Origin of the sequence: Robertkochia solimangrovi (assembly GCF_007279655.1) — a bacterium.
Taxonomy (GTDB): Bacteria; Bacteroidota; Bacteroidia; order Flavobacteriales; family Flavobacteriaceae; genus Robertkochia; species Robertkochia solimangrovi.
Genome location: NZ_QKWN01000001.1, coordinates 137,115 through 162,111, shown reverse-complemented (window position 1 = coordinate 162,111; position 24,997 = coordinate 137,115). Strand labels below are relative to the sequence as shown.

Sequence of the window (24,997 nt, the reverse complement as noted above, 5' to 3'; positions counted from 1 at the left end):
GTATAATGATCTCAATCTAACGAATATTAAATATGCTGAAAAAATCTTTACTGTTACTGGCCTGCGGAATCATGAGTGTTTCGTGTGTGTCGACTAAGGTGTATAAGGATCTTGAATCCCGTTATGCCGATCTGAAAAAGGAAAAGGAAGGACTGACAAAAGAAAATCAGGACCTGTATGAGGAAAGGAATACATTGCAGAATGACCTTGATGCTTTGAAAAGAGCCTACAAGGATGCAGTAGCCGAAAGAGATCGGTTGAAACAGGATTATGCAGCCGTCAGTGCAAATCTGGATAATCTCAGAGCTTCGTATGATGCTCTTGAAAAGAATAGTAGTTCCGCTCTTGCAGAGAACAGTCGCAGAAACCGGGAGTTGCTAAAAGAGCTCGAAGAAAAAGAAAGACATCTCGCGGAGGAATCTGCCAGATTAGAATCGCTGAGAAAGCAACTGGCCTTACGTTCGCAACGCGTAGATGAGCTCGAGGGGCTTATCAGTGCAAAAGATGCGGCCATGAGAAGTCTGAAGGATGCGATTTCAAGAGCTTTATTGGATTTTGAAGGCAAAGGTCTTACGGTAGAACAACGCGATGGAAAAGTATATGTTTCTATGGAAAATAAATTGTTGTTCGATAGTGGTAGTTGGGCTGTGAATAGCCAGGGTCGTGTCGCGGTGAGTCAGCTAGGGAAAGTCCTTGCGCAAAATCCTGATATCGCTGTAGCCATAGAAGGTCACACCGATAATGTACCTTACCGAGGGAATGGGCCCCTGGTGAACAACTGGGATCTTTCTGTAAAAAGGGCGACGGCGATCGTAGGTATTTTGCTGGAGAATTCTGCTATCGACGCTTCGAATCTAACTGCGTCCGGAAAAGGTGAATTTATGCCGGTTGCCGGAAATGATACGCCGGAAGGTAGGGCAAAGAATCGTCGTATTGAGGTGGTGCTTACTCCGAAGTTGGATGAGGTCAGCAGATTGTTAAGCGAGATCTGATATAAATATTATTGTAAATTTGAGACCGGTGACCTTTATAAGTTACCGGTCTTTTTTATGCCGTCACACGGTTTTATAAATTCATAGCTATGATCTATACAACACTTCCCGGAACCTCCTTAAAAGTTAGTAAAATCTGCCTCGGTACTATGACCTGGGGAAAGCAAAATTCTCAATCCGATGCATTCGGGCAAATGAACTATGCTTTGGAACATGGGGTTAATTTCTTTGATACTGCGGAATTATATGCAATTCCAAAAGAAAGGGAAACTCAGGGTGCCACTGAAACCATAATTGGAAATTGGTTTAAAGAAACAGGTAATAGAAATAAGGTGATCCTTGCATCAAAAATAGCGGGTCCTGCGAAATTCAATAATCATTATATTCGAGAAAAGGTCTATACTAAAGAGGCTTTTGAAGATGCATTGCATCATAGTTTAAAGCGATTACAGACCGATCATATCGATTTGTATCAACTTCACTGGCCCGATAGAGCTACGAATTTTTTTGGACAAAGAGGGGTGACTAAACTAACGGAAACCGAGTATGTAGATCGAACTCAGGAAATATTGGAGATTCTCAATGGATTTATAAAGGATGGAAAGATCGGTGTGATCGGGTTGTCTAACGAAACTCCCTGGGGTACCATGAATTTTCTTGAAAAAAGCAGGGCGTACGATCTTCCGAAGATCAGTACTGTACAGAATCCATACAATTTATTAAACAGGACCTATGAAATAGGGATGTCTGAGATATCGCTAAGAGAAGATGTGGGATTATTGCCGTATTCTCCCCTTGGATTTGGCAGATTAAGTGATAAATTTCTGGATGGAAGCGATGTGTCTTCATCCAGAATTGAATTATTTCCGTCGATGTCCAGGTATAATAGGCTAAATGCTTTAAAGGCTACGGAGGCATATTACAGATTGGCGAAAGCGCATGGTATATCATTAGCGGTTCTCGCTTTAGCTTTTGTAAATACCCGGCCTTTTGTTACCAGTAATATCATCGGAGCTACCACTATGGAACAATTAAAGGAGAATATTACGAGTGCATCCTACGTTCCTGATGCTTCCTTATTGAAAGCTATTGAGGAGATCCATGAAGGGAACCCCAATCCCGCACCATAAAATTGCTTTGAGTTTAACCGAAAAGCAGGGAGGCAACTTCGTCAATTCGGGAAACGCGATGTATTCTGATATTGCCTTTATTTTCAGGTAAATTATTTTGTTTGGAGACGAAGATCTGGGCGAATCCCAGTTTTTCTGCTTCCAGTATGCGCTGTTCAACTCTTTGAACCGGTCTGATTTCACCAGCGAGTCCAACCTCCGCAGCGAAACAGATGTCCTTTTCTATGGCGATATCTTCATTGCTGGATAGAATTGCAGCAACCACTGCCAGGTCGATGCCAGGGTCGTCAACAGTAATTCCACCGGTAATGTTCAGGAAAACATCCTTAGCTCCCAATCTGAAGCCGGCTCTTTTTTCCAATACGGCGAGTAGCATATTAAGTCTTTTGATATTAAAGCCTGTACAACTGCGTTGTGGTGTGCCGTAAACCGCTGTACTCACCAGTGCCTGAATTTCTATCATCAGGGGTCTCATTCCTTCAAGTGTTGCCGAAATTGCGGTTCCACTTAATTGATCGTCATGTTTAGAGATAAGTATTTCAGAAGGATTGTTGACCTCTCTTAATCCGCTTCCCTGCATTTCATAGATCCCGAGTTCTGCAGTGGATCCAAATCTGTTTTTCAAGGCTCTCAGTATTCGGTAGACATAGTTGGTGTCACCTTCGAATTGAAGAACAGTATCAACCATATGCTCGAGAATCTTCGGGCCTGCAATATTACCCTCTTTAGTGATATGACCGATAAGAATCACCGGGATGTTACTCTCTTTAGCAAATTTGATCAATTCAGAGGTGCATTCCCTGATCTGGGAGATGCTCCCTGCAGAAGATTCGATAAAATCTGTCTGTAGGGTTTGAATAGAATCGATTACAACAATCTCCGGTTCAACTTTTTCAATATGCCTGAATATTTGTTGAGTTTTAGTCTCAGTAAGCACATAGCAATTTTCACTGTCACTATGAATTCTGTCGGCTCTCATTTTGATCTGTTTCTGAGATTCTTCTCCGGAAACATAGAGGGTTTTGTAGGGAATCATAAGTGCTATTTGTAAAAGGAGCGTGCTTTTTCCGATCCCCGGTTCACCTCCTAGGAGTGTAACGGATCCGGGTACGAGACCCCCGCCAAGGACCCTGTCAAATTCCATATTACCGGAAGAAAGTCTGGTTTCAGCGGTTCCGTCGATTTCCTGAATTCGCAACGGCTTTACCGGTTGCTTTTTAGGATTTTCCGAAGATCTCCAGTCTTTTTCGTCGGTTTTCTGTATAAGTTCCTCAACAATGGTGTTCCATTGACGGCATGATGAACATTGTCCCTGCCATTTGGCATACTGGGTGCCACAGTTCTGGCAGAAAAAAGTTGTTTTGGTCTTGGCCATTATGATATCTCGTTATCGCTGCAAAAGTAAGCGATATGTATTACCAACCGAAATCCTGCTTGATCTTATCGATTTTTTCCATGGCATGATCTCTGGTCAGAAAATCTATCTCCTGCATTCCAAAAGCTTTTTCATAGGTACGCATCGCTTTTTTGGGTTCTCCCATCTGCTCCAGGTATTCGGCTTCAAGATAAAATCCTAACATGGTGTCCGGATATTCTTCTTTAGCAATTTCGCTCAGGCCTTTTATCGATTCCCAATCTTCTTTTTTCTTACTTCCTGAATAAGTAGCCATGAAATCGTTAAGAGTGATCGGTTTTTTAAAGCCGAACAGGGTTTCTATGCTTTGGTATTTGTTGACAAGATATTCATACACCGGTCCGTCATAGGACAGTAATTGTTCTCTATATTCTTTAACACTGATCGGTTTATAGATCTTGAAGATCTTATTCAGTGCGCGTGGGATGCTATAGGCTGCGATGGAGTAATGGTCACCATCCTGAAAGTTGTCATAGTAATATTCAACTTTGTCATTTTTCAACGACTGAAGGTTGCCATTCAGCATCGATATTCTTCCCAGATTATCCGGATCGTCCTGTGCTGAGGTAGAGAGGTAGTAGAATTCTTTATACTCAACTGAGTTAAGTCGGGTTGTAATGTTTTGTTCCATTTCTGGTGCCAATGTTGGAGACATGGCTATGTATGCTGAGAATAAAGGCTCTTTTTTAAACAGATAATAATGTAAGAAGTTTGCAGTGGTATCATGTCCTGCAATTGCTTTGAATTTAGCGATATTGAATTCTCTTTCCAGTTGCGGGATCAGCTCCATTCCTATGAATTCAAAGAATAATGAACCTTTTTTATCAGGAAGGCCGTCACTGTCTGAATAGAAACAATCATCATATCTCGTTTTACTCTGTTCTATTCCAACTACGATGCTTTGGGGCATTTCATCTTTTTGGCTGTAGAATTTAGAGGTGGCGACAAATGATTCGAAAAGGTATTCGGCATCTAAAACTACGATTAACGGATAGGTTTTTTCCGCGGAATAGTCCTCTGGTACATAGATACGGATATCTCTTTTTTCTCCCAGTTTATAAGATTCGATCGTGTTCTTCTTAATCTGGGAAAAACCGGTGGCTACGAATAGTAACATCGTGATTGCCAATAGGCTGTAGTTTCTCATAATTGTTAGGTTAAGTGGCGTGAAAGATAAAAAATTATTTCTTATTGTTGAAGAAAGGGAGTACAATAAACGACAGAGAACCAAGAATGATCACCATAATTGTTTGAGAAGTCCACATGATCCAGCCATAAGCATCCGCTGATGTTTTCGAGATTCCGTAGATCATCAGGATCTTGCCAACAGCTATTGGGTATAGTCCTATCCCACCGTTAGTGGTACTCATAGCGAAGGCTCCGGCAACAAATCCGGCAAGTAAGGCTTTCACTCCGAGTGCGGCAGTTTCCGGGATAGCAAATTTAATTACGAAGAACATGCCTACATACATCAGCCAGATCAATAAGGTATGAAAGATAAAGAGGCTTTTGCTTCTGACTTTGCGGATGCTATAGACACCTTCGAGAAGACCGGAGATAAACTGGTTCAATTTACCAAAGAACCCGGTTTTCATTCTTCTTAGAATATAGAGTCCGATAATGCCAATGATGAAAAGCAGTATTAGAATCAGGATCATTTTTCCCGGCTCTATACCTTTTTCCTCGAAGAATGCTAAAATGACCTCAGTTTGGAGAAGCGTGGTTAATGCGACCAGTAAAAGCAGCATGATCAGATCGATCACTCTTTCAGTAACGATGGTTCCGAAAGCTTTTTGAAATGGGATCTTTTCGTAAGTACTCAGTGTGGTGGCTCTTAAGATCTCTCCGGATCGGGGAACGCCAAGATTGCCCAGATAGGCGATCATCGTCGCCATGAAATTGTTCGCAAATCTGGGTTTATACCCCATGGGCTCCAGTAAGAGATTCCATCGAAGAGCTCTGGAAACATGACTGATCAAGCCCATTAAAAGTGCAATGCCTACCCAGAAATAATTCGCGTTACTAATGTGGTGTACGATGGCTTGCCTGTCTTCCGGAGTGGTGTTATGGTATGAATACCAAACCAGAAATACACCTATCAATAGGGGTAAGACTGTCTTCAGGATTTTTGACAAGCTCCGTTTCAAATGTTATGACAAGGTATTATTCTTTTCGTTGGGGAATACCAGCGAGGGTTTGAATTGCTTGGCTTCCTCGAAATCAAGAATAGCATAGGAGATGATGATGATTACATCGCCTCGTTGCACCTTACGTGCTGCCGGACCATTCAGTGTGATCTCTCCACTATTCTTATTTCCTTTGATGGCATAGGTTTCGAGTCTTTCGCCATTGTTGATGTTTACGATCTGTACTTTCTCTCCTTCGATTATATTGGCTGCCTCCATCAATGACTCGTCAATAGTGATACTTCCGATATAATTTAAGTCTGCCCCGGTTACGGTAACTCGGTGTATTTTAGACTTTACTACTTCAATTTGCATGGTACAAAGGTATTAATTTAGAGCAATATTATCTATCAGCCTAACCTCGTTTGCATATACTGCAATAAATAAACGGTATGCTTTGTTATCTTCTTTTGTTTTAACAGTTTCAAGGGTGTTTGCATCAGCGATTTCAACATATTCCAATTTTAGATCTTGTTGATTTTTAAACTGATCGGTTACCCAGTCGGTTACTTCGGTGGCACTTTTTGTGCCAAAAAGTGATTTGGCAGTCTTAATGATTTCATAAATGAATGCTGCCTTATTTCTCATCTCAGGAGTTAGTCGTTCGTTTCGGGAGCTCCTTGCAAGACCGTTCTCCTCTCTACTGATCGGGCAGCCTATAATATTTACAGGTAGTGCTGCGATCTCCTTCAGTTTTTTGATGATGAGTAATTGCTGATAATCTTTTTCACCGAAATAAGCATTGTCAGGAGCGACCAGTTCCAGTAGTGTTTTTACGATAGTACCTACGCCGTCAAAATGCCCGGGTCTGAACTTTCCTTCCATCTTATTTTCGAGTCCGCCGAAATCAAAATGTGCAGAATTGACCTGTTCCGGATACATTTCCTGAACGTTTGGAACGAATACTATGGTGTTTTCTGAAGTTTTTTTAAGTAATTCCAGGTCATTTTCCAGCGTCTGTGGATACTTCTCCAGATCATCTGGATTATTGAACTGGGTTGGGTTGACAAAAATACTGACAACAGTGATGTCATTTTCCTTTACTGATTTGTTAACCAATGATATATGGCCATCGTGTAAAGCGCCCATTGTAGGGACAAGTCCTGTTGAAAACCCGTTCTTCCGGAGAGATTCCAAGTGTGATTTAAGGGTTGACCTTGTTTCGAAAACTTGCATTTGTCAAAAAATTAACAGCTTGCAAAGCTATATAAATTAAACTAATTAGGCATATTTTTTGTAATTTTGCATGCTTTAGGTCCTAAGTGTAAAGAAACAATTCGATTTTATGACAGACAAAAGAGTATTATTTGTCGCTTCTGAAATGATCCCATACTTACCGGAAAATGAAGTTTCATCCCTGGCTTATGAAAGCCCGCGAATGGTTAATGACAGAGGAGGACAAATACGAATCTTTATGCCTCGTTTCGGAAATATCAATGAGAGAAGACATCAGTTGCATGAGGTAATTCGTTTATCAGGTATGAATTTGGTGGTAAACGATATGGATATGCCTCTCATTATCAAGGTAGCTTCTATTCCCAAAGAAAGAATTCAGGTTTATTTTATAGACAATGAAGAGTACTTCAAGAGAAAGGCTACGTTTACCGATGAAGAGGGGAATTTGTTTCCGGATAATGATGAGCGCGCCATTTTCTTCGCGAAAGGGGTAGTGGAAACGGTGAAGAAACTGAACTGGAATCCTGATATCATTCATGTGCACGGTTGGATGGCATCGCTATTGCCTTTGTATCTTCGAAAATATTATGCCGACGAGCCGTTGTTTGCAGAAAGTAAAATCGTTACTTCTGTGTATAATACAGGATTCGAAGGGAATCTGGATATGGCCATGAAGGAAAAGATCATGTTCGACGGAATCAGTGATGATGATGTTAAAGTGCTTGATCAGCCGAATTACAATAATTTACTAAAGGTGGCCGTTGATAATTCAGATGCAGTGGTTATTGCCTCAGACAATGTGGATAAAGATCTGATGGATCATATTGAAGGTCTTTCAAAACCGGTGCTGCCACATATGTCGATCTATGAGTTCGAAGAAGCTTATACGGAATTCTACGAGACAAAAGTATTAAGTTAACCTGCCTAGTCGGTGAAGTATGAAATTAAGAAATAGCTCTGTTTTTAAAGCACTACTTGTGATAGGTAGTGTTATTTTTTTTATATCATGTGAAAAGGAATTCAACACGATCGGAGTAGATATCGTCGATGATATCAATTTCGGATTGGAAAAGCTAACGCTGGATGTCCTGGCATATAATCATAAATTGAAATCGGTTAGTACCAATTCTCTGGGTGCTTATCAACTTGGAGATTTCAATGATGAGATCTACGGACATTATAAAGCCTCTTTTGTGACGCAGTTAACACTGTCTACATATCCTGCGCTTTTTGGGAATTATCGTCAGGATGTTGAGGAGTTGAGTGATAATGGAGGAAGTCAGGATACGATCAATGAAAATGAACGGGTGACCGCGGTTTACCTGAACATACCTTACTTCAGTACAGCGCTTGCAGATACGGTTGACAGAGAGGAGAATGAGCCTGTGTCTTACCGTGTGGATTCAATATTCGGTGACAGGGATGCTCCTTTTACACTTAAAGTGCAAGAGTTTACAAAGTTCCTCAGGGATTTAGATCCGGAATCCGGTTTTCAGGATGCTCAGCAATATTTTTCAGATGAGGATCCTTCACCTTTCCTTTCGACCGTACTCTATGAAGGAGAGCAATATATCAATGAAGAAGAATTGTTATTCTTTGAAACAGAAGATGATCCTGATACAGAAGAGGATGAATCGGAAACGCCTTCAGAAAGATTATCTCCAAGATTGCGTATTGAACTTGATAAGGATTTCTTTCAGGAGAAGATCCTTGATATGGAAGGCTCCCAGGAATTGAGTTCATCAGGATTTTTCCTGGATTATCTTAGAGGGATCTTCGTGAGTATAGATGTTCCTACAGAAAACATAAATATGCTGTTCGATCTGTTTTCCAATAGTGATTCAGAGCTGTTGCCGTACATAGAGATTCAGTATGAATATGATGCGTTCAGTGATAATGATACGGATGATGATACTTCGGATGACGGAATCGTTGTTGAGAAGTCAACATTCAGGATCAATTTTAACGGGAACAAGGTTAATTATATTCAGGAATCTGAATATCCTTCAGAAATAGCTGAGAAATTGAATGCTGAGACAGCCGCAGATAAGATCTTCCTAAGGGGAGGTGCTGGTACGGTTGCTACAGTAGATCTTTCTGGTGGAATGGACATTGATGAAGCGTTCGGAGCCCTTATGGGTAAAGATGTGTTGATCAATGAGGCTAACCTTATATTTTACCTCGATGAAGAGGAGATTCAAAAATATGGAAGTCCTGTTTCACCGGAGCGACTTTATCTATACGATATTGATAATCAGACGTCTTTGATAGACTTTAATGTGGATCCTGTCGGAAATACAACCGGGGCGTCTGTAAAATACCCTATATTTAGCGGAGTACTTGTCGATGATGATGAAAGTGACCCCTATTACAAGTTCAGAATTACAGAGCATGTGAAAAGGATCATCAATAGTGATTCGACTAATGTGCATCTTGGGCTTTCACTGCCATTGGATATTTCTTCAGTGACAAATGTTAAGGCTTACGATGCTCAGGGAGATGAAATCACGGTTCCGCGTTCTTCAGTTATGTATCCGTTTGGTACGATCTTACATGGTAGCGCGGTTTCCGCAGACAATTCCGATAAAAGGTTGCGTCTGGAGATTTATTATACCGAACCAAAAAACTAAGAAAACTAGAAAACAAATTTTATTATGTGTGGAATCGTTGGTTATATCGGTAATCGCGAAGCCTACCCAATTGTGCTTAAAGGACTCGAGCGTCTTGAATACAGAGGCTACGACAGTGCGGGTATAGTGCTTTACGATGGCCAGGATCTACAGCTTTGTAAAACACAGGGAAAGGTCTTAGATCTGAAGAAAAAATCAGAAAAAGAAAACATTACTAAAGGTCATGTCGCATTAGGACATACCCGATGGGCTACCCATGGGGTGCCTAATGATGTTAATGCCCACCCTCATTATTCCAATTCCGGTAATCTTGTGATCATCCATAATGGAATCATTGAGAATTATGCCTCCATCAAGGAAGAATTGATCAAGAGAGGTTATGTGTTTCATTCCGATACGGATACTGAAGTGCTGGTCAATCTTATCGAAGAAATTCAGAAGCATGAAGGTGTTAAGTTAGGGAAGGCTGTTCAGATCGCCTTGAATCAAGTGGTTGGAGCTTATGCAATCGCGGTTTTTGACAGGAATAAACCGGATGAGATCATCGTTGCCAAATTAGGTAGTCCTCTGGCTATCGGTGTTGGGGAAGATGAATTCTTTATCGCTTCCGACGCTTCACCTTTTATAGAATATACCAATAACGCTATCTATCTTGAAGATGAACAAATGGCGATCATCCGTAAAGGAAGGGATGTCAGAGTTCGTCAGATCGATGGAGATAAGCAGGTTGCTCCTTATATTCAGGAATTGCAACTTAATCTTGAGCAGATCGAGAAGGGAGGCTATGAGCATTTCATGCTTAAAGAGATATATGAACAGCCCGAGGCAATTAAAGATACTTACCGGGGTAGACTTCGAATTAACGATGGTATCGTTAAAATGGCCGGTCTGGAAGATAATATCCATAAGTTTCTCAATGCTAAACGTATTATCGTAGTAGCGTGTGGTACTTCATGGCATGCCGGATTAGTGGCTGAATATATCTTTGAAGACCTGGTAAGGATTCCGGTTGAAGTGGAATACGCATCAGAATTCCGTTATAGAAATCCAATTATAAACAGCGATGATGTTGTGATCGCTATTTCACAGTCCGGTGAAACTGCCGATACTCTTGCAGCTATCAAACTGGCTAAAGAGAACGGAGCTTTTGTATTTGGAGTGTGCAATGTGGTAGGTTCATCTATTGCGAGAGAATCTCATGCGGGCGCCTATACTCATGCCGGGCCGGAAATCGGAGTGGCATCTACCAAGGCCTTTACCACGCAGATCACGGTACTTACGTTAATGGCGTTAAAGCTCGCTAAGCGTAACGGAAGGATCAGTCAGTCAGAGTTTCATCAATACCTTGCAGAATTAGAAACAATTCCTGCTAAAGTAGAAAGGAGTCTTGAAGTTGACAGCCATGTTAAATATATATCTTCAATCTATAAGGATGTAGCTAACTTCCTGTATCTGGGACGCGGGTATAATTTCCCGGTGGCACTTGAAGGAGCGCTGAAACTTAAAGAGATTTCGTATATCCATGCAGAAGGATATCCCGCTGCAGAGATGAAACATGGTCCTATCGCATTGATTGATGAGCAGATGCCAGTGGTGGTTATCGCTACAAAAAAAGGACATTACGAAAAGGTGATCAGTAATATTCAGGAGATCAAATCCAGAAAAGGAAAGATCATTGCCGTTGTTACCGAAGGTGACCGCGATGTGAAACTACTGGCGGATCACGTCATTGAAGTTCCTGAAACCTATGAAGCATTAACTCCGTTGTTGACCACTATTCCATTACAGTTGCTTTCATATCATATTGCGGTGATGAGAGGTTGTAATGTGGATCAGCCACGTAACCTGGCGAAATCGGTTACCGTTGAATAAAAGATAACTTACTATATCATAAAAAAGGCCGGGGTTTTTAGCTCCGGCCTTTTTATTTTGAAAGGGTAATATTCTTCTTTAATTTTTAATTATCCTTAAAAATGAGTTTGCCATAATTAGGGTAGTTAGTCTGCGTTTCAGTGTGTTATTAAATTTCTCAAATCCGGGATTCTGAAGGCCTGCATCGTATGGTTAACTTGGTGTTTTATAGGAATTAAAGCTTTAAAAACCGCAGGTGTAAATGGAGGTTAAAAAAAATTCTTAAAATCAATTTTTTTTCAATTAAAAACATATCTTTGCAGCGCTAAAAAAGTACGATTTAATTAATTGAGGTCAGGCTTTTTAAGTAAATAATAAGCTAAACATTAAACACTTAAGTAATGTCTAAAGTTACAGGTAAAGTTGCACAGATTATTGGTCCGGTTGTTGACGTTGAATTTGGTTCTGATTCAGAACTCCCTAAAATTTATGATTCTCTTGAAATAGTAAAAAAAGATGGTTCTAAGCTGATCCTTGAGGTTCAGTCTCACGTAGGTGAAGATACTGTACGTACTATTTCGATGGATTCAACTGATGGATTGAGTAAAGGAACTGAAGTTATCGGTACCGGAAATCCAATCAAGATGCCGATAGGTGAAGAAGTTTACGGACGTTTGTTTAATGTGATCGGTGATGCTATCGACGGTCTTGGTAACCTTCCTAAAGATGGTAAAAACGGACTTCCAATTCACAGGGAAGCTCCTAAGTTCGAAGATCTGACTACTACTACTGAGGTTCTTTTTACTGGAATCAAAGTAATCGACCTTATCGAGCCTTATGCGAAAGGTGGTAAAATTGGTCTTTTTGGTGGTGCAGGAGTAGGGAAAACAGTACTTATCCAGGAGCTTATTAATAACATTGCAAAAGGACACGGTGGACTTTCAGTATTTGCCGGAGTTGGTGAAAGAACCCGTGAGGGGAATGACCTGCTCAGAGAAATGCTTGAGTCTGGTATTATAAAATATGGTGAGGAATTCATGCACTCTATGGAAGAAGGTGGATGGGATCTTACTAAAGTGAATAAGGCTGAGATGAAGGATTCAAAAGCAACCTTCGTTTTCGGACAGATGAACGAGCCACCTGGAGCACGTGCACGTGTTGCACTTTCAGGATTGACCATTGCGGAATATTTCCGTGACGGGGCTGGAGAAGGACAAGGAAAAGATGTACTTTTCTTCGTTGATAACATCTTCCGTTTTACTCAGGCAGGTTCTGAGGTATCTGCACTTCTTGGACGTATGCCATCAGCGGTAGGTTACCAGCCAACACTGGCAACTGAGATGGGTGCGATGCAGGAACGAATTACCTCTACAAAAACAGGTTCGATTACATCTGTACAGGCGGTTTACGTACCTGCGGATGACTTGACTGACCCTGCGCCGGCAACAACCTTTGCCCACCTTGATGCAACCACTGTACTTTCAAGAAAGATCGCTGAGCTAGGTATTTATCCCGCTGTGGATCCGCTTGACTCTACCTCACGTATCCTTTCTGCTGATGTGTTAGGTGATGAGCATTATGACTGTGCTCAACGAGTTAAAGAGCTATTACAGCGTTATAAAGAATTACAGGATATCATTGCGATCCTTGGTATGGAAGAGCTTTCAGAAGAAGATAAACTTGCCGTATCAAGAGCAAGAAGGGTACAGCGTTTCCTTTCTCAGCCATTCCATGTTGCTGAGCAGTTTACGGGTATTCCCGGAGTACTTGTAGATATTAAGGATACCATCAAAGGATTTAATATGATCATGGATGGTGAGCTTGATCACCTTCCTGAGGCTGCCTTTAACCTAAAAGGTACCATCGAGGAAGCTATCGAGGCCGGTGAGAAAATGTTGGCTGAAGCTTAATAATTAGACCAGGTGGTCATTAGATTAAGCCACATTTGATAATTGAAATCTTAAGATTATGTATTTAGAGATCGTAACACCGGAAGCTACACTGTTCAAAGGAGAGGTAAATTCAGTTGCCGTTCCAGGAGTAGATGGTGAGTTTCAAATGTTGAATAATCACGCACCGATCGTTTCAATTCTTGGAAAAGGTAAGGTGAAGATATATGGCGATGTTGCTATTGCCGGTCAGTATGCTGACAGATTTATAAAAGGAGAAAAGAATGAAACTGTACTACTTATCAATAATGGTACTGTAGAAATGAATGAGAACAAGGTGATTGTTCTTGCTGATTAACAATTTTTTCAACGCAATAATAAAAAACGCCGGACAATTGTCCGGCGTTTTTGTTTTTGTGAGTCAGTGTCAACTTTTTATTGTTTAAGCCATTCGGATCTTTTTCGATCTGTTTTTTTGGTTTGTTCAGGAGCGATCGACAGGGTATATTCCGGATCCTTTTCCACCTTGATCTGTGCATTGCGGACTTCTCCAAATCTTTTATAACTAATTACAAGATGGTCTCCCGGTTTAGTTTTTTTCAGTATATCTGATTCCAAAGCAGATGCTCCGTTGATGGTCAGGATCTCATCTCCTGATTCCAATCCGGCATTGTAAGCAGGGCTTCCCATATAAACACTTCCCAGCATACCTTCTTTATTCATTTTAAGGCCGGTATAAGGTGCGGTTTCATCAGTGGATAGGTCGATACCCATATCTGCAAGCAGGTTCTTATAATCCGGCATTTCACTGTTGTATATGTACTTTGCAAAAAATGCAGTAGCAAAAGGACTGCCTGCATAAGCTCTGAGCGTATGCTCTATGTTTTTTACAGTGTAAGGATGTTCTTTCATCCCGTATTCCTGCCACATTTCTTTCATAAAATCATCAAGATTCAAACCCTCTTTTCTAAGGCTAAGATCAAGTGCGAGCCCGAGAACACTTCCGTAAGAGTAGTAGGAAATGAAGGTGTTATGACGGTTTACGGGGTCTATGGAGGTTGCGGCATCCACAAAAGGAGCTTGATAGCTCATGCCTATAGGATTGAAGAATTGAGTGCCCGGGGTATTCCAAACATAATTAAAAGTGCCTTTTAAACCGGTGATATATTTGTCCGGGGTCATGATGCCAGCTCTGCATAATATGAGATTGGTATAGTAACTGGTAAAGCCTTCCGCAAACCATAGCTCTCCACTCATATTTGCTTGTGAAAAATCAAATGGTTCCAGTGATTGTGGTCTGATTCTTTCTACATTCCAGCAGTGGAAGAATTCGTGTGAAACCGTTCCGATATTTCCAGACATTCCACCTTCAGCGAGTGCCCTGGTACTGGTGATTACGGTAGAATTTCTATGCTCCATTCCATCTCCGCTGGCTTGAGGCATATAACAGGCCAGAAACGTGTATTCGCCGAAGTCATAGTCAGGAAGTGATCCGAAGACCTTTTCTTCTTCAAGGACGACCTTCTTGACTTGTTCAAAGTAGGTCATGAAGTCTTCATGGCTGCCCTGATGATGTAGCGTGAAGTTGATCGTGTAAGTCTTACCATTGGAGTTGACTTCAAAACTTTCTTTTTCGAAATTGCTTACTTCGATAGGACTATCCATAAAATACTGGAGATTCGGAGCCTGATAGGTAGTTTCATTATCTTTTTTAAGCTGTGTAGCTATTTTCCAATCGGAATGTCCTGTAAGATCAAATTTCAATTCCATCGCTTCATCGACATAAGCCGGGGCATACATGAAAGTGGCTGGCATATTAAGGTGTGCATGAGTTTCATCGATTTGGCTGTAAGTTCCGTCTCCTCTGTTGCCAAACAGCGTATAGCTTACGGTTACTGGACCATCCTGCCCTGTGATTCCCCAGGTATATGGATCTGGTCTGAAAATATTCAATGCTTTTCCACTTGCATCGGCTGCTTTGAAATTATACACATTTTTCGCAAATTCATGGACCGCATAGCGGCCAGGTGAACTCCTGCTCATTTTGACAAATAAGGTATCCATCGATTTGTCTGTTAATGTCATTGTGATCTCTGCTTCATGGTGAACGGCATTGGGGAACTCTATGCCGTAACTGACCGGGGCCTGAGAAAACGCCTGACTAAATGGCGAGAAAAGTAGTAGCACTAAAAATGAAATAGGGTTTTTCAATTGCTTCATAGCTAATTTTATTTCTGTAATTTCTTATCGCCATGAAGATAATGAATGATTTTTATTCGTGAGATCACCAGTATTTAAATTCGGGTAGTATTTTTGAACTATGGAAAAATTTCCCGGAAAATTAAGAAAGAAGCTTATCGAGAGGGAGTCTGCAGGTGCCTTACGCCAATTGTCAGGCCCGGTAGAGGGCGTTGATTTTTACTCGAATGATTATCTTGGATTTTCAAACGAACCAGAGATCGAACAACTTACCTCTAGACTGATGAGCGGGATTCCGGGATCAGGGGCAACAGGATCGAGACTTATCAGTGGGAATCACCGATTTTATGAAAAGGCAGAGGCGTATCTGACGGCGTTCTATAAGGCAGAAGCAGCTTTGATTTTTAATTCAGGCTATGATGCCAATGTCGGATTGTTCTCCAGTATTCCCGACAGGAATGATCTTATCGTTTACGATTCACTTATCCATGCATCGATACGTGACGGGATTCAGATGGGACATGCGCAATCGTATAAATTTCCGCATAATGATCTGGATGCGTTGGATCGTTTGTTGAAGAAATTGAGCGCTGAAATACATGCCAGGCAAGATGGAATCAATTCAGAGATCTATGTGGTTACTGAATCTGTATTTTCTATGGATGGTGACAGTCCTGATCTCTCCAGGCTATCTGATATCTGTAGCCTGTATAAATGTCGTTTGATCGTGGATGAGGCCCATGCGGTAGGAGTTTGCGGGAAAGACTTCAAGGGGCTGACCTATGATAATGAAGCTGTTGATGTTTTTATTCGCATCGTAACTTTTGGTAAAGGTATGGGCTGTCATGGTGCGGCGATCCTGGGTAGTGAAGAGCTAAAATCTTTTATGGTCAATTATACGAGAAGTTTTATCTATACAACGGCTCTCTCTCCACATGCTGTTGCCGGAATTATTGCGGCCCATAAATTTTTTGAAAGGTCTGAGGCAGCTTTTAAACTTCAGTCAGTCATCGATGAATTCAGGGAACTGGCCGCGGTGATAGGAGTAAATGAAAATCTTCTTGCCAGCAAATCTGCGATCCAGGGAATTCTTGTTCCCGGTAATGAGGAAGTAAGGGCAGTTGCTCAGGTTTTGAATAATAATGGTTTGATCGTTAAAGCGATTATGTCTCCTACTGTGGCAAAGGGTCAGGAAAGAATCAGAATATGTTTGCATAGCTTTAATTCTTTGCGTGAAATTGAGGTCCTTTTAAACTTACTTGCTAAATTTGTAAGTTCCTGAACTAAAAGGTAAAGGCCACCGACGAAAAATGAGAAAAAAGATTTTTGTAACCGGGATTTCCACTGAAGTTGGAAAAACGATAGCATCTGCTATTATCACGGAAGCACTGGAAGCGGATTACTGGAAGCCGGTACAATCGGGAGATCTGGATAATTCGGATACCCACAAGGTTAAAGCACTTGTTTCAAACTGTGTCACTAAATTTCATCCGAACAGCTATGCACTTAAAGTCCCTATCAGTCCGCATGCTTCAGCGGCTATAGATGGTGTGGTGATCGATGTAGATAAGATCATCGAACCGGAAACCGAAAATCATCTCGTTATAGAGGGGGCTGGAGGGTTGTTAGTTCCTTTAAGTGATAAAAGCACCATCATGGATGTGATGAAGCCGGATTATAAGGTAATTGTTGTTTCCCGACATTATCTCGGAAGTATCAACCATACGTTACTTACTGTTAATCTCCTGAAGCAACAGGGCTTTGAGGTTTTTATTCTTTTCAATGGAAGGGAGCATCCCGCAACTGAGGATATTATCAGTCATATGACCGGAGTTCAGATCATCGGAAGAATCGATGAGGAAAAGGAGTTTACTCCTGAGGTGATACGTAAATATGCGGATAAGTTCAGATCCTGTCTTCAGAAACTTTAACCTCTGCTTAACAATTTAAAGCGGCTTATACTTGGCACTACTGCCCGTATTTAGCAATTTTGCAACTTCAATCTTTTGTTCATGAAACTTTCCGAAAGAGATAAGAAGCATATTTGGCATCCTCTTACCCAGCATAAAACATACCCTGAGAATCTGGCTATCGCCAGGGCTAAAGGCGTTTACCTATATGATGAAAGCGGGAAATCCTATATCGATGGGATATCATCCTGGTATACCTGTATGTATGGTCATTGTAATCCTGAAATCACCGACAGGGTAGCGCACATAATGCAAAACCTCGATCAGGTGGTATTCAGCGGATTTACGCACGAACCGGCAGTTGAACTTTCTGAGAAATTGATCGCGCTGCTGCCCGATAATCAGGAGAAGTTGTTTTATTCTGATAACGGATCCACTTCGGTTGAAGTTGGTGTAAAGATTTCTCTTCAGTATCATTTTAATAAGGGAGATCGCAAGCAGGTGATCATCGCCTTTGAAGAAGGATTCCATGGAGATACCTTTGGAGCGATGTCTGTTTCAAACCTCTCGGTTTATAATGGTCCGTTTGAAGGTATGTTGCTCGAAGTGATCAGAATTCCGGTTCCAAATGGAAATAACACTGAGGAACTGTTGTCTGTTCTCAGGGAAATATGCGAAACAAAGAAAGTCGCATCGTTCATCTATGAACCATTGGTACAGGGAGCGGCGGCGATGAAAATGCATGATGCGGAATCCTTGAATGTGATTCTTGAATATTTGCACAAGCAGGGTGTTTTACTGATCGCAGATGAAGTTATGACCGGTTTTGGAAAAACAGGGACCGCTTTTGCTTCCGATCAGATAAGTCAAAAACCTGATATCATCTGTATGAGTAAAGCGTTGACCGGAGGTTTATTGCCGATGGCTGCTACGAGTTGTACGCAGGAGGTATTTGATGCTTTCTACAGTGATGATATTGCAAAAGGTTTCTTCCACGGTCATACGTATACAGCCAATCCATTGTCATGTACAGCTGCTTTGGCGGCAATCGAACTTCTGCAAACAGAAGCGATTCAGTCTCAGATCCGTCAGGTGATTCGATATCATGAAATTTTTGGTGAGCAGGTAAAGAGACATCCGATGGTGCGAGGAGTTCGCCAGTGTGGAGTCATTTTTGCTCTGGACCTCGATCTTGATATGTCACGATATGGCGGTTTAAGAAATAAGATGTTTTCCTATTTTATGGAGAGAGGGGTATACCTTCGCCCGTTGGGGAACACGATTTATATTCAGGCCCCATATGTGATCGGGCAGGAGGAGATGAATACGATCTATGAGGTAATTCTTTCGTTACTTGAAGAGCTGCCTGCCATGAAAATGAATCAGGTTGAATAGGTTGCTGTAAAAGGCATTTGATCATATTGAAGAACCGGAATGGAGAAGACTTACAATAAGATATCGGTTACTGCATCAGGGGTTTTGTCGCCACTGGGGAGTAATCAGGTTAGTGTCAGGGAAGCGTATAAAAACAATCGGCATTATTTAACCAAAGATCTTTTCAATGGGGAAGAGCTTTTCGTTGGTAGGTTACAAGAGAAAGATCTTGAAATTGCGGGAGAAATTCGAAACGGTGACCCTAAGTATGCCTCGCTGGATCCAAGTGTGATTTATGCGATACTGGTTTCCAGAATTGCAGTGCGAGAAGCAGGTTGGAATGAAGAAAAGGATTTCGGCATTAATTTTGGATCATCCAGAGGAGCTACTGAGCTATTTGAAAAGTATCATAAGGAGTTTCTTGAAAAGGGATATAGCAGTACTTTGGCATCACCTACCACCACTCTTGGGAATATCTCTTCATGGGTGGCTCATGATCTGCAGAATGAAGGTCCTCAGATCTCACATTCCATTACATGCAGTACAGCGCTTCATTCATTGCTCAACGGTGTAGCCTGGATACGATCAGGAATGAGTGAGCGGTTTCTGGTAGGAGGAAGTGAAGCTTCGTTGACACCTTTTACGATCGCTCAGATGCGATCCCTTAAGATTTATGCCCGGGATATTGCGGCTGATTATCCCTGCCGTGCTCTGGATATGGAGAAAAGTTCCAATACCATGGTTTTAGGTGAAGGAGCTGCGGCCATGTGTCTGGAACGTGGTGTCGCGTCAAATGCACTGGCTGTGATTGCCGGAGTTGGCTATGCAACCGAAATACTGAAACATAATATTTCCATTACATCCGATGCCGTATGTTTTCAACGTTCCATGAAGATGGCGTTGAAAGGGATTGATCCGCGGGAAGTGGATGTCATCGTGATGCATGCGCCCGGAACCATCAAAGGTGATCTTTCAGAGTTGCGTGCGATCGGTAAGGTTTTTGGAGATCATAAGCCAGCCTTAACGTCCAATAAATGGAAAATAGGACATACTTTTGGAGCCTCCGGTTTGCTAAGCGCAGATCTTGCGATTACCATGATACGTGATCAGAAGTTCGTGGGCGTGCCTTTTGAGGAGGGTGCTGGAATTAGAGGGCCTATAAGAAAAGTAATGGTCAATGCGGTAGGTTTTGGTGGTAATGCAGTCAGCATACTGCTGGAAGCTCCGGAAAAGTACCTGAAAGAATAACGTTTATATATTAGGGCTCAGGGATGGTTCGAAGGCATCTTTTGTTAATGATTGCTAAGATACCTGAATCTATTTATTACATTTGTGCCAATATCGGAACTCGTTTTAACGGTTCTGTTTAAAAGGATATTATGAGTGAAATCAGACATAACTGGACTAAGGAAGAGATCCTGGAGATCTATCATAAACCATTAATGGAGTTGTTGTATGAAGCAGCATCGGTACATAGGAAATTTCATGATCCTAATACTGTGCAGGTTTCTACATTGTTATCGATCAAAACAGGAGGTTGTCCTGAAGATTGTGGGTATTGCCCGCAGGCTGCTCGTTACCACACTTCGGTAGAAGGTAATGATCTGATGACAGTACAACAGGTTAAAGCACAGGCATTACGTGCTAAATCTTCAGGTAGCTCACGCGTTTGTATGGGTGCTGCATGGAGAAACGTTAAGGATGGTCCTGAATTCGATCAGGTACTGGAGATGGTACGAACCATCAATAAACTCGATATGGAGGTGTGCTGTACGCTTGGTATGATTACTGAGAATCAGGCAAAACGTTTGGCTGAAGCTGGTTTGTATGCTTATAATCATAACCTTGATACCTCAGAAGAATATTACAAAGAAGTCATTTCTACCCGCGGTTATCAGGATCGTCTCGATACTATAGATAACGTACGAAAAACAAATGTTACGGTTTGTAGTGGCGGAATAATTGGAATGGGTGAAGCAGTTGAAGACAGGGCCGGTATGCTTGTTGCGTTATCTTCGCTGAATCCTCAGCCTGAATCGGTGCCGATCAATGCTTTGGTAGCGGTTGATGGAACGCCTATGGAAGATCAGACTCCGGTTGAAATATGGGAGATGATACGTATGGTGGCTACCACAAGAATTATAATGCCGGAGACTCAGGTAAGATTATCAGCGGGACGCACCCAAATGACACGTGAAGGTCAGGCGATGTGTTTCTTTGCAGGTGCTAATTCAATCTTTGCAGGAGATAAATTGCTTACCACGCCGAATCCGGATGTAAATGAAGATATGCTGATGTTCGAAAAGCTAGGATTGAATCCGCAAAAGCCTTTTATCAAGAAGATGCAGCCAGCTACCGTTGAAGAAAAGGATTCACAATACAACGCTTTGGGAGAAAAACCGAAGTGGTCAAGACCAGGGCATACGATCGAAAGAAATGAGGCTGCGAGAGAAAAAAGCAAAACGGCAGATAAGATCTAAATAATATTTTAATTAAATTTCAGTTAACTTTAAAGACAATTTAGCTTAACACAATAGGTGTTGGCAGGATCGGATAAATCATCAGGTTTACCTGGTGATTTTTTGTTCTGTTTATGTTTTTGATATGAAATTACATGAAATACCCCGCGTAAAATCTATCTCTAAGGAAGATTTTGTAAAGCATTATCTAAAGCCTCAGAAACCCGTGGTAATCGAGACACTGACCAAAGATTGGGCAGCCTACGATAAATGGAATCTCGATTATATAAAAGAGATTTCTGGTGAACGGGAAGTGCCGTTATATGATGACAGGCCTGTTTCACACGAAGATGGATTCAACCAGCCGCATGCGAAGATGAAGATGGCTGATTATATAGATCTTCTTAAATCGAAACCGACCAATTACCGAATCTTTCTCTATAATCTGATGAAGGAGGTGCCTTCGTTACAAAAGGATTTTAACTGGCCCGATATCGGTTTGCGTCTGGTTAAACAATTACCTATGTTATTCTTCGGAGGTGAGAATAGTCGTGTCTTTATGCATTTCGATATCGATTATTCCAATATTCTGCATTTTCATTTTCATGGCAAGAAGCGCTGTGTAATACTTCCTCCTGATCAGACTAAGTATATGTATAAGATACCTCATTCGCTGATCTCAAGGGAGGATATCGATTTTGATAATCCGGATTTTGAAAAGTGGCCTGCCTTAAAATATGCAGAAGGTTATGTCGCAGAACTCAATCATGGAGAGATGTTATATATGCCTGAGGGTTACTGGCATTACATGAAATACCTTACTCCGGGGTTTTCGATGAGTTTAAGGGCGTTTCCGCGAAAACCTGTGAATTTGGCCAGGGCAGCATACAACGTGCTTGTAATGCGCCATTTTGATAATTTAATGCGAAGGCGTAAAGGTCAGGAATGGATCGATTATAAAAATGACCGGGCTGTTATTGATACACACCGGGCCTTAGGCATCAATCCTGTATAAGGTTGTTTGAAATTTCATAGACGAGATGGTGTTCCCATCCTCTGTAAAGCAGATAGTCACATAGTTTTTTCTTTCGCATTAACGTATCTTTTTCCCTGAGGGATTCGAGTCTTTTAATTGCCAGTTCTTCGAGTGCTGAGAAGTATTCTTCGTCGGTGATTTCGGAAAGAGCTGCCTCGATGTTATATCGGGTGATGTCACGTAATTTGAGTTCTCTTATAATGCGTTTGCGTCCCCATTTCTTTATCCGGAATTTACCGCGGGCGAAACTTCTTGCAAAGCGTTCTTCATTCAGATAGTTCTCCTGAATAAGATGATTTATGATGGTGTCTATCGCGAGGGGGATCATATTCATGGAAATCAGTTTTTCACGAACATCGCGATGACATCTTTCCTGATATGCGCAATAGTATTCCAACTTTGCGGTAGCCTCCTGAACGGTATAGGATTTTTTGGTATTCACGGACGTAAAGAAACAAAAAAACCACGCCTTGGCGTGGTTTTTTTTATGATAATACCTTTCCGTTTTTATCTTTAAAACGATATTCAAGGTACGTGTAAGCATCTCTTGGTAAAACTTTAACCCATTTTTTGTGTTCTAAAAACCATTTAGAACGGACGGATGGAAATCCTTTGGTTAAGTATGCAGCTATAAAAGGGTGGGTATTTAGAATGATACCTTCTTTAAAGCTTTTATTTTGTAATATGCGCTCCAGATCAGCGGAAATCTTATTTATCAATACGATCGGGGCTTCAACTTCGCCCTCACCATTAGGATTTTCTTCCCTGGTTTTGATATTCATTTCCGGTCTTACGCGCTGTCTTGTAATTTGTATGAGTCCAAACTTACTCGGAGGAAGAATCTTGTGCTTAGCGCGGTCATCTTTCATTTCCTCTCTTAATTTATCGTAAAGTTTTTTACGATTATCGGCGGTAGTCATATCGATGAAATCAATCACGATAATTCCGCCCATATCTCGCAGACGTAATTGTCTTGCGATCTCTTTGGCGGCGATCAGGTTTACCTCGAGGGCCGTGTCTTCCTGTGTTTTAGCTTTATTGGAACGATTCCCGCTGTTTACATCGATTACGTGTAAAGCCTCGGTATGTTCGATTACCAGATAAGCTCCTTTACTGGTTGAAACGGTTCTGCCGAATGAAGTTTTGATTTGTCTCTCTATTCCGAATTTTTCGAATATCGGGATACTGGAATCATATAATTTTACAATGGATTCTTTATCAGGTGCAATTTGATGCACATAATCCTTGATTTGGTAGTAAAGCGTCTCATCATCAACAAAAATTCCTGTGAAATCATCATTAAATACATCCCTGAGAATGGATGCGGCTCTGTTTAATTCACTTAGGACCTTGGATGGATAGTTCGCTTTATAGATTTTTTTACACAACGCTGTCCATTTACTTAACAGGTTGTTCAGATCTTTGTCTAGTTCTGCGACTTTTTTGCCATCGGCAACTGTACGTACAATAACGCCAAAACCTTTTGGTCTGATGCTTTGTACCAGCCTTTTTAACCGGTCTTTTTCTTCTTTGCTTTCTATTTTCTGTGAAACGGAAACGCGATCGGAAAATGGAACGAGAACAAGATATCTTCCCGCGATGGAAAGTTCTGAACTGATTCTCGGACCTTTGGTTGAAATAGGCTCTTTTACAATTTGTACTAGTATAGACTGATTGGCTTTAAGAACATCATTGATGACGCCATTTTTGTCTATATCTTTTTCAAATGGGAAGTCTTTTAAAGAGAAATCTTTTAATTTACCTGTGCTTACTCGTTTAATGAATTTCAGTAGGGAAGACAATTGTGGTCCCAGATCGTGATAATGCAGAAATGCATCTTTTTCATAACCGACATTGACAAATGCGGCATTCAATCCGGAAACAGGTTTTCTGACCTTGGCGAGCATGATGTCACCAACGGAGAAATCACTACTGTCCTGCTCCTTGTGCAATTCAATTAGTTTTCCATCCTTTAATATGGCAAAATCAACGTCAGAGGAACCAGATCTTACGATTAATTCTTTATTCACTCTGAATGAATTTATATCTGTCCGTAGTTGATGTCACGGACCGATGGATTAAACAATAACTCTGGTTTTCCTTAAGAAAACGTTTGAGCTTAATTTCTTTTGTCAGACAGGTTTTTTTTAAACCCGGCGGAAAATCAAATCAAATCAATTGATTTTCCTATTTCAATGAACGATAGTTGTATTAAATACCTTGAAAAAGAAAAAGTAGTTAATCTAACTACTTTTTCTTATGACGGTTAGCTCTTCTTCTTTTCTTACGCTTGTGCGTAGCTACCTTATGTCTCTTTCTTTTTTTACCGCTGGGCATTTATGAAATGATTTATATTAATAATTTATTTTACCTCTACACTAGTTTTAACACCCTCTACAAAAACTTTCGCTGGTTTGAATGCCGGAATGTTGTGAGCTGGGATCTTAATTGTAGTATTTTTGGAAATATTTCTTCCGGTTTTTTCAGCTCTAGTTTTGATAATAAAGCTTCCAAAACCTCGTAGGTATACATTATCACCACCTTCCAAGGAGTTTTTTACCTCTTCCATAAATGATTCAACAGTTGCCTGTACGTCTCCTTTTTCCATGCCAAGTTTTTCTGAAATCTTAGCTACGATGTCTGCTTTAGTCATTTTGTTATTTTTGTTTTACGTGTTATAAATTTAGGGGTTGCAAATATATAAATTAAAATATCAATATTTATACTCTAAACAATTAAAATTTAACTAAA

22 protein-coding genes are annotated in these 24,997 nt (G+C 41.0%); 13 read left to right on the top strand and 9 right to left on the bottom strand.

What is annotated here, in order from left to right; genetic code table 11:
* Positions 1-32 precede the first annotated feature (32 nt).
* Complete coding sequence (locus tag DMZ48_RS00675; RefSeq protein WP_143953177.1) at positions 33-992, top strand: OmpA/MotB family protein; 960 nt, start codon at positions 33-35, stop codon at positions 990-992.
* A gap of 89 nt (positions 993-1,081) precedes the next feature.
* Positions 1,082-2,122: an aldo/keto reductase gene (locus tag DMZ48_RS00670; RefSeq protein ID WP_143953176.1), complete on the top strand. Its 1,041-nt coding sequence runs from the start codon at positions 1,082-1,084 to the stop codon at positions 2,120-2,122.
* Positions 2,123-2,135: 13 nt separating this feature from the next.
* Here DMZ48_RS00670 and radA read toward each other — a convergent pair whose 3' ends face one another.
* From radA to panC, 5 genes are read right to left on the bottom strand one after another with little or no spacing between them, the layout of a single operon-like run.
* Positions 2,136-3,497, bottom strand: coding sequence for a DNA repair protein RadA (radA, locus tag DMZ48_RS00665; protein WP_143953175.1), 1,362 nt, complete (start codon positions 3,495-3,497; stop codon positions 2,136-2,138).
* Positions 3,498-3,537: 40 nt separating this feature from the next.
* Complete coding sequence (locus DMZ48_RS00660) at positions 3,538-4,683, bottom strand: alpha/beta hydrolase (RefSeq protein ID WP_143953174.1); 1,146 nt, start codon at positions 4,681-4,683, stop codon at positions 3,538-3,540.
* Between the two features lie 34 nt (positions 4,684-4,717).
* Positions 4,718-5,671 carry a lysylphosphatidylglycerol synthase transmembrane domain-containing protein gene (locus tag DMZ48_RS00655; RefSeq protein WP_242009067.1) on the bottom strand — a complete coding sequence of 318 codons (954 nt, stop codon included), beginning with the start codon at positions 5,669-5,671 and terminating at the stop codon, positions 4,718-4,720.
* Positions 5,672-5,686: 15 nt separating this feature from the next.
* Positions 5,687-6,037, bottom strand: a complete 351-nt coding sequence (gene panD, locus DMZ48_RS00650; RefSeq protein WP_143953172.1) for an aspartate 1-decarboxylase — start codon at positions 6,035-6,037, stop codon at positions 5,687-5,689.
* Positions 6,038-6,049: 12 nt separating this feature from the next.
* A complete protein-coding gene (gene panC / locus DMZ48_RS00645; RefSeq protein WP_143953171.1) occupies positions 6,050-6,898 on the bottom strand; it encodes a pantoate--beta-alanine ligase in 849 nt (282 codons plus the stop codon).
* 109 nt (positions 6,899-7,007) lie between these two features.
* Here panC and DMZ48_RS00640 point away from each other — a divergent pair, with 109 nt between their 5' ends.
* The 5 genes from DMZ48_RS00640 (at position 7,008) to DMZ48_RS00620 (ending at position 13,626) form a co-directional block, all read left to right on the top strand.
* Positions 7,008-7,817 carry a glycogen/starch synthase gene (locus DMZ48_RS00640; RefSeq protein WP_143953170.1) on the top strand — a complete coding sequence of 270 codons (810 nt, stop codon included), beginning with the start codon at positions 7,008-7,010 and terminating at the stop codon, positions 7,815-7,817.
* A 19-nt stretch (positions 7,818-7,836) separates the two neighbouring features.
* The gene (locus DMZ48_RS00635) at positions 7,837-9,528 is read left to right on the top strand and encodes a BamH family beta-barrel-assembly machinery protein (protein WP_143953169.1); all 1,692 of its coding nucleotides are present in this window, start codon (positions 7,837-7,839) and stop codon (positions 9,526-9,528) included.
* A 24-nt stretch (positions 9,529-9,552) separates the two neighbouring features.
* Positions 9,553-11,400, top strand: a complete 1,848-nt coding sequence (gene glmS, locus DMZ48_RS00630) for a glutamine--fructose-6-phosphate transaminase (isomerizing) (protein ID WP_143953168.1) — start codon at positions 9,553-9,555, stop codon at positions 11,398-11,400.
* 380 nt (positions 11,401-11,780) lie between these two features.
* Positions 11,781-13,289 (top strand): F0F1 ATP synthase subunit beta, encoded by a 1,509-nt coding sequence (gene atpD / locus DMZ48_RS00625; protein WP_143953167.1) that lies wholly within the window; start codon positions 11,781-11,783, stop codon positions 13,287-13,289.
* 58 nt (positions 13,290-13,347) lie between these two features.
* A complete protein-coding gene (locus DMZ48_RS00620; RefSeq protein WP_143953166.1) occupies positions 13,348-13,626 on the top strand; it encodes a F0F1 ATP synthase subunit delta/epsilon in 279 nt (92 codons plus the stop codon).
* Between the two features lie 77 nt (positions 13,627-13,703).
* Here DMZ48_RS00620 and DMZ48_RS00615 read toward each other — a convergent pair whose 3' ends face one another.
* Complete coding sequence (locus DMZ48_RS00615; protein WP_143953165.1) at positions 13,704-15,488, bottom strand: M61 family metallopeptidase; 1,785 nt, start codon at positions 15,486-15,488, stop codon at positions 13,704-13,706.
* Between the two features lie 100 nt (positions 15,489-15,588).
* On the opposite strand from DMZ48_RS00615, the gene DMZ48_RS00610 reads away from it, so the two are divergent.
* The 6 genes from DMZ48_RS00610 to DMZ48_RS00585 all read left to right on the top strand — a co-directional run bounded on the left by DMZ48_RS00610 (position 15,589) and on the right by DMZ48_RS00585 (position 22,225).
* A complete protein-coding gene (locus tag DMZ48_RS00610; RefSeq protein ID WP_143953164.1) occupies positions 15,589-16,749 on the top strand; it encodes an aminotransferase class I/II-fold pyridoxal phosphate-dependent enzyme in 1,161 nt (386 codons plus the stop codon).
* Between the two features lie 28 nt (positions 16,750-16,777).
* On the top strand, positions 16,778-17,398 hold the full coding sequence (gene bioD / locus DMZ48_RS00605; protein WP_143953163.1) for a dethiobiotin synthase: 621 nt from the start codon (positions 16,778-16,780) through the stop codon (positions 17,396-17,398).
* Positions 17,399-17,479: 81 nt separating this feature from the next.
* A complete protein-coding gene (gene bioA / locus DMZ48_RS00600) occupies positions 17,480-18,772 on the top strand; it encodes an adenosylmethionine--8-amino-7-oxononanoate transaminase (protein ID WP_143953162.1) in 1,293 nt (430 codons plus the stop codon).
* Between the two features lie 39 nt (positions 18,773-18,811).
* The gene (locus DMZ48_RS00595) at positions 18,812-19,999 is read left to right on the top strand and encodes a beta-ketoacyl synthase N-terminal-like domain-containing protein (protein ID WP_143953161.1); all 1,188 of its coding nucleotides are present in this window, start codon (positions 18,812-18,814) and stop codon (positions 19,997-19,999) included.
* A gap of 131 nt (positions 20,000-20,130) precedes the next feature.
* Entirely contained in the window at positions 20,131-21,231 is a 1,101-nt protein-coding gene (gene bioB / locus DMZ48_RS00590) for a biotin synthase BioB (protein WP_143953160.1), read from the top strand.
* Between the two features lie 124 nt (positions 21,232-21,355).
* Positions 21,356-22,225, top strand: a complete 870-nt coding sequence (locus DMZ48_RS00585) for a cupin-like domain-containing protein (RefSeq protein WP_143953159.1) — start codon at positions 21,356-21,358, stop codon at positions 22,223-22,225.
* Here the strand turns inward: DMZ48_RS00585 and DMZ48_RS00580 are convergent.
* From DMZ48_RS00580 to DMZ48_RS00570, 3 genes are all read right to left on the bottom strand, one after another.
* The gene (locus DMZ48_RS00580; protein WP_242009066.1) at positions 22,212-22,688 is read right to left on the bottom strand and encodes a regulatory protein RecX; all 477 of its coding nucleotides are present in this window, start codon (positions 22,686-22,688) and stop codon (positions 22,212-22,214) included. The genes DMZ48_RS00585 and DMZ48_RS00580 overlap by 14 nt on opposite strands.
* Before the next feature lie 43 nt (positions 22,689-22,731).
* A complete protein-coding gene (locus tag DMZ48_RS00575; protein WP_143953157.1) occupies positions 22,732-24,276 on the bottom strand; it encodes an Rne/Rng family ribonuclease in 1,545 nt (514 codons plus the stop codon).
* A 332-nt stretch (positions 24,277-24,608) separates the two neighbouring features.
* Positions 24,609-24,899 (bottom strand): HU family DNA-binding protein, encoded by a 291-nt coding sequence (locus tag DMZ48_RS00570; RefSeq protein ID WP_143953156.1) that lies wholly within the window; start codon positions 24,897-24,899, stop codon positions 24,609-24,611.
* Positions 24,900-24,997: the final 98 nt, after the last annotated feature.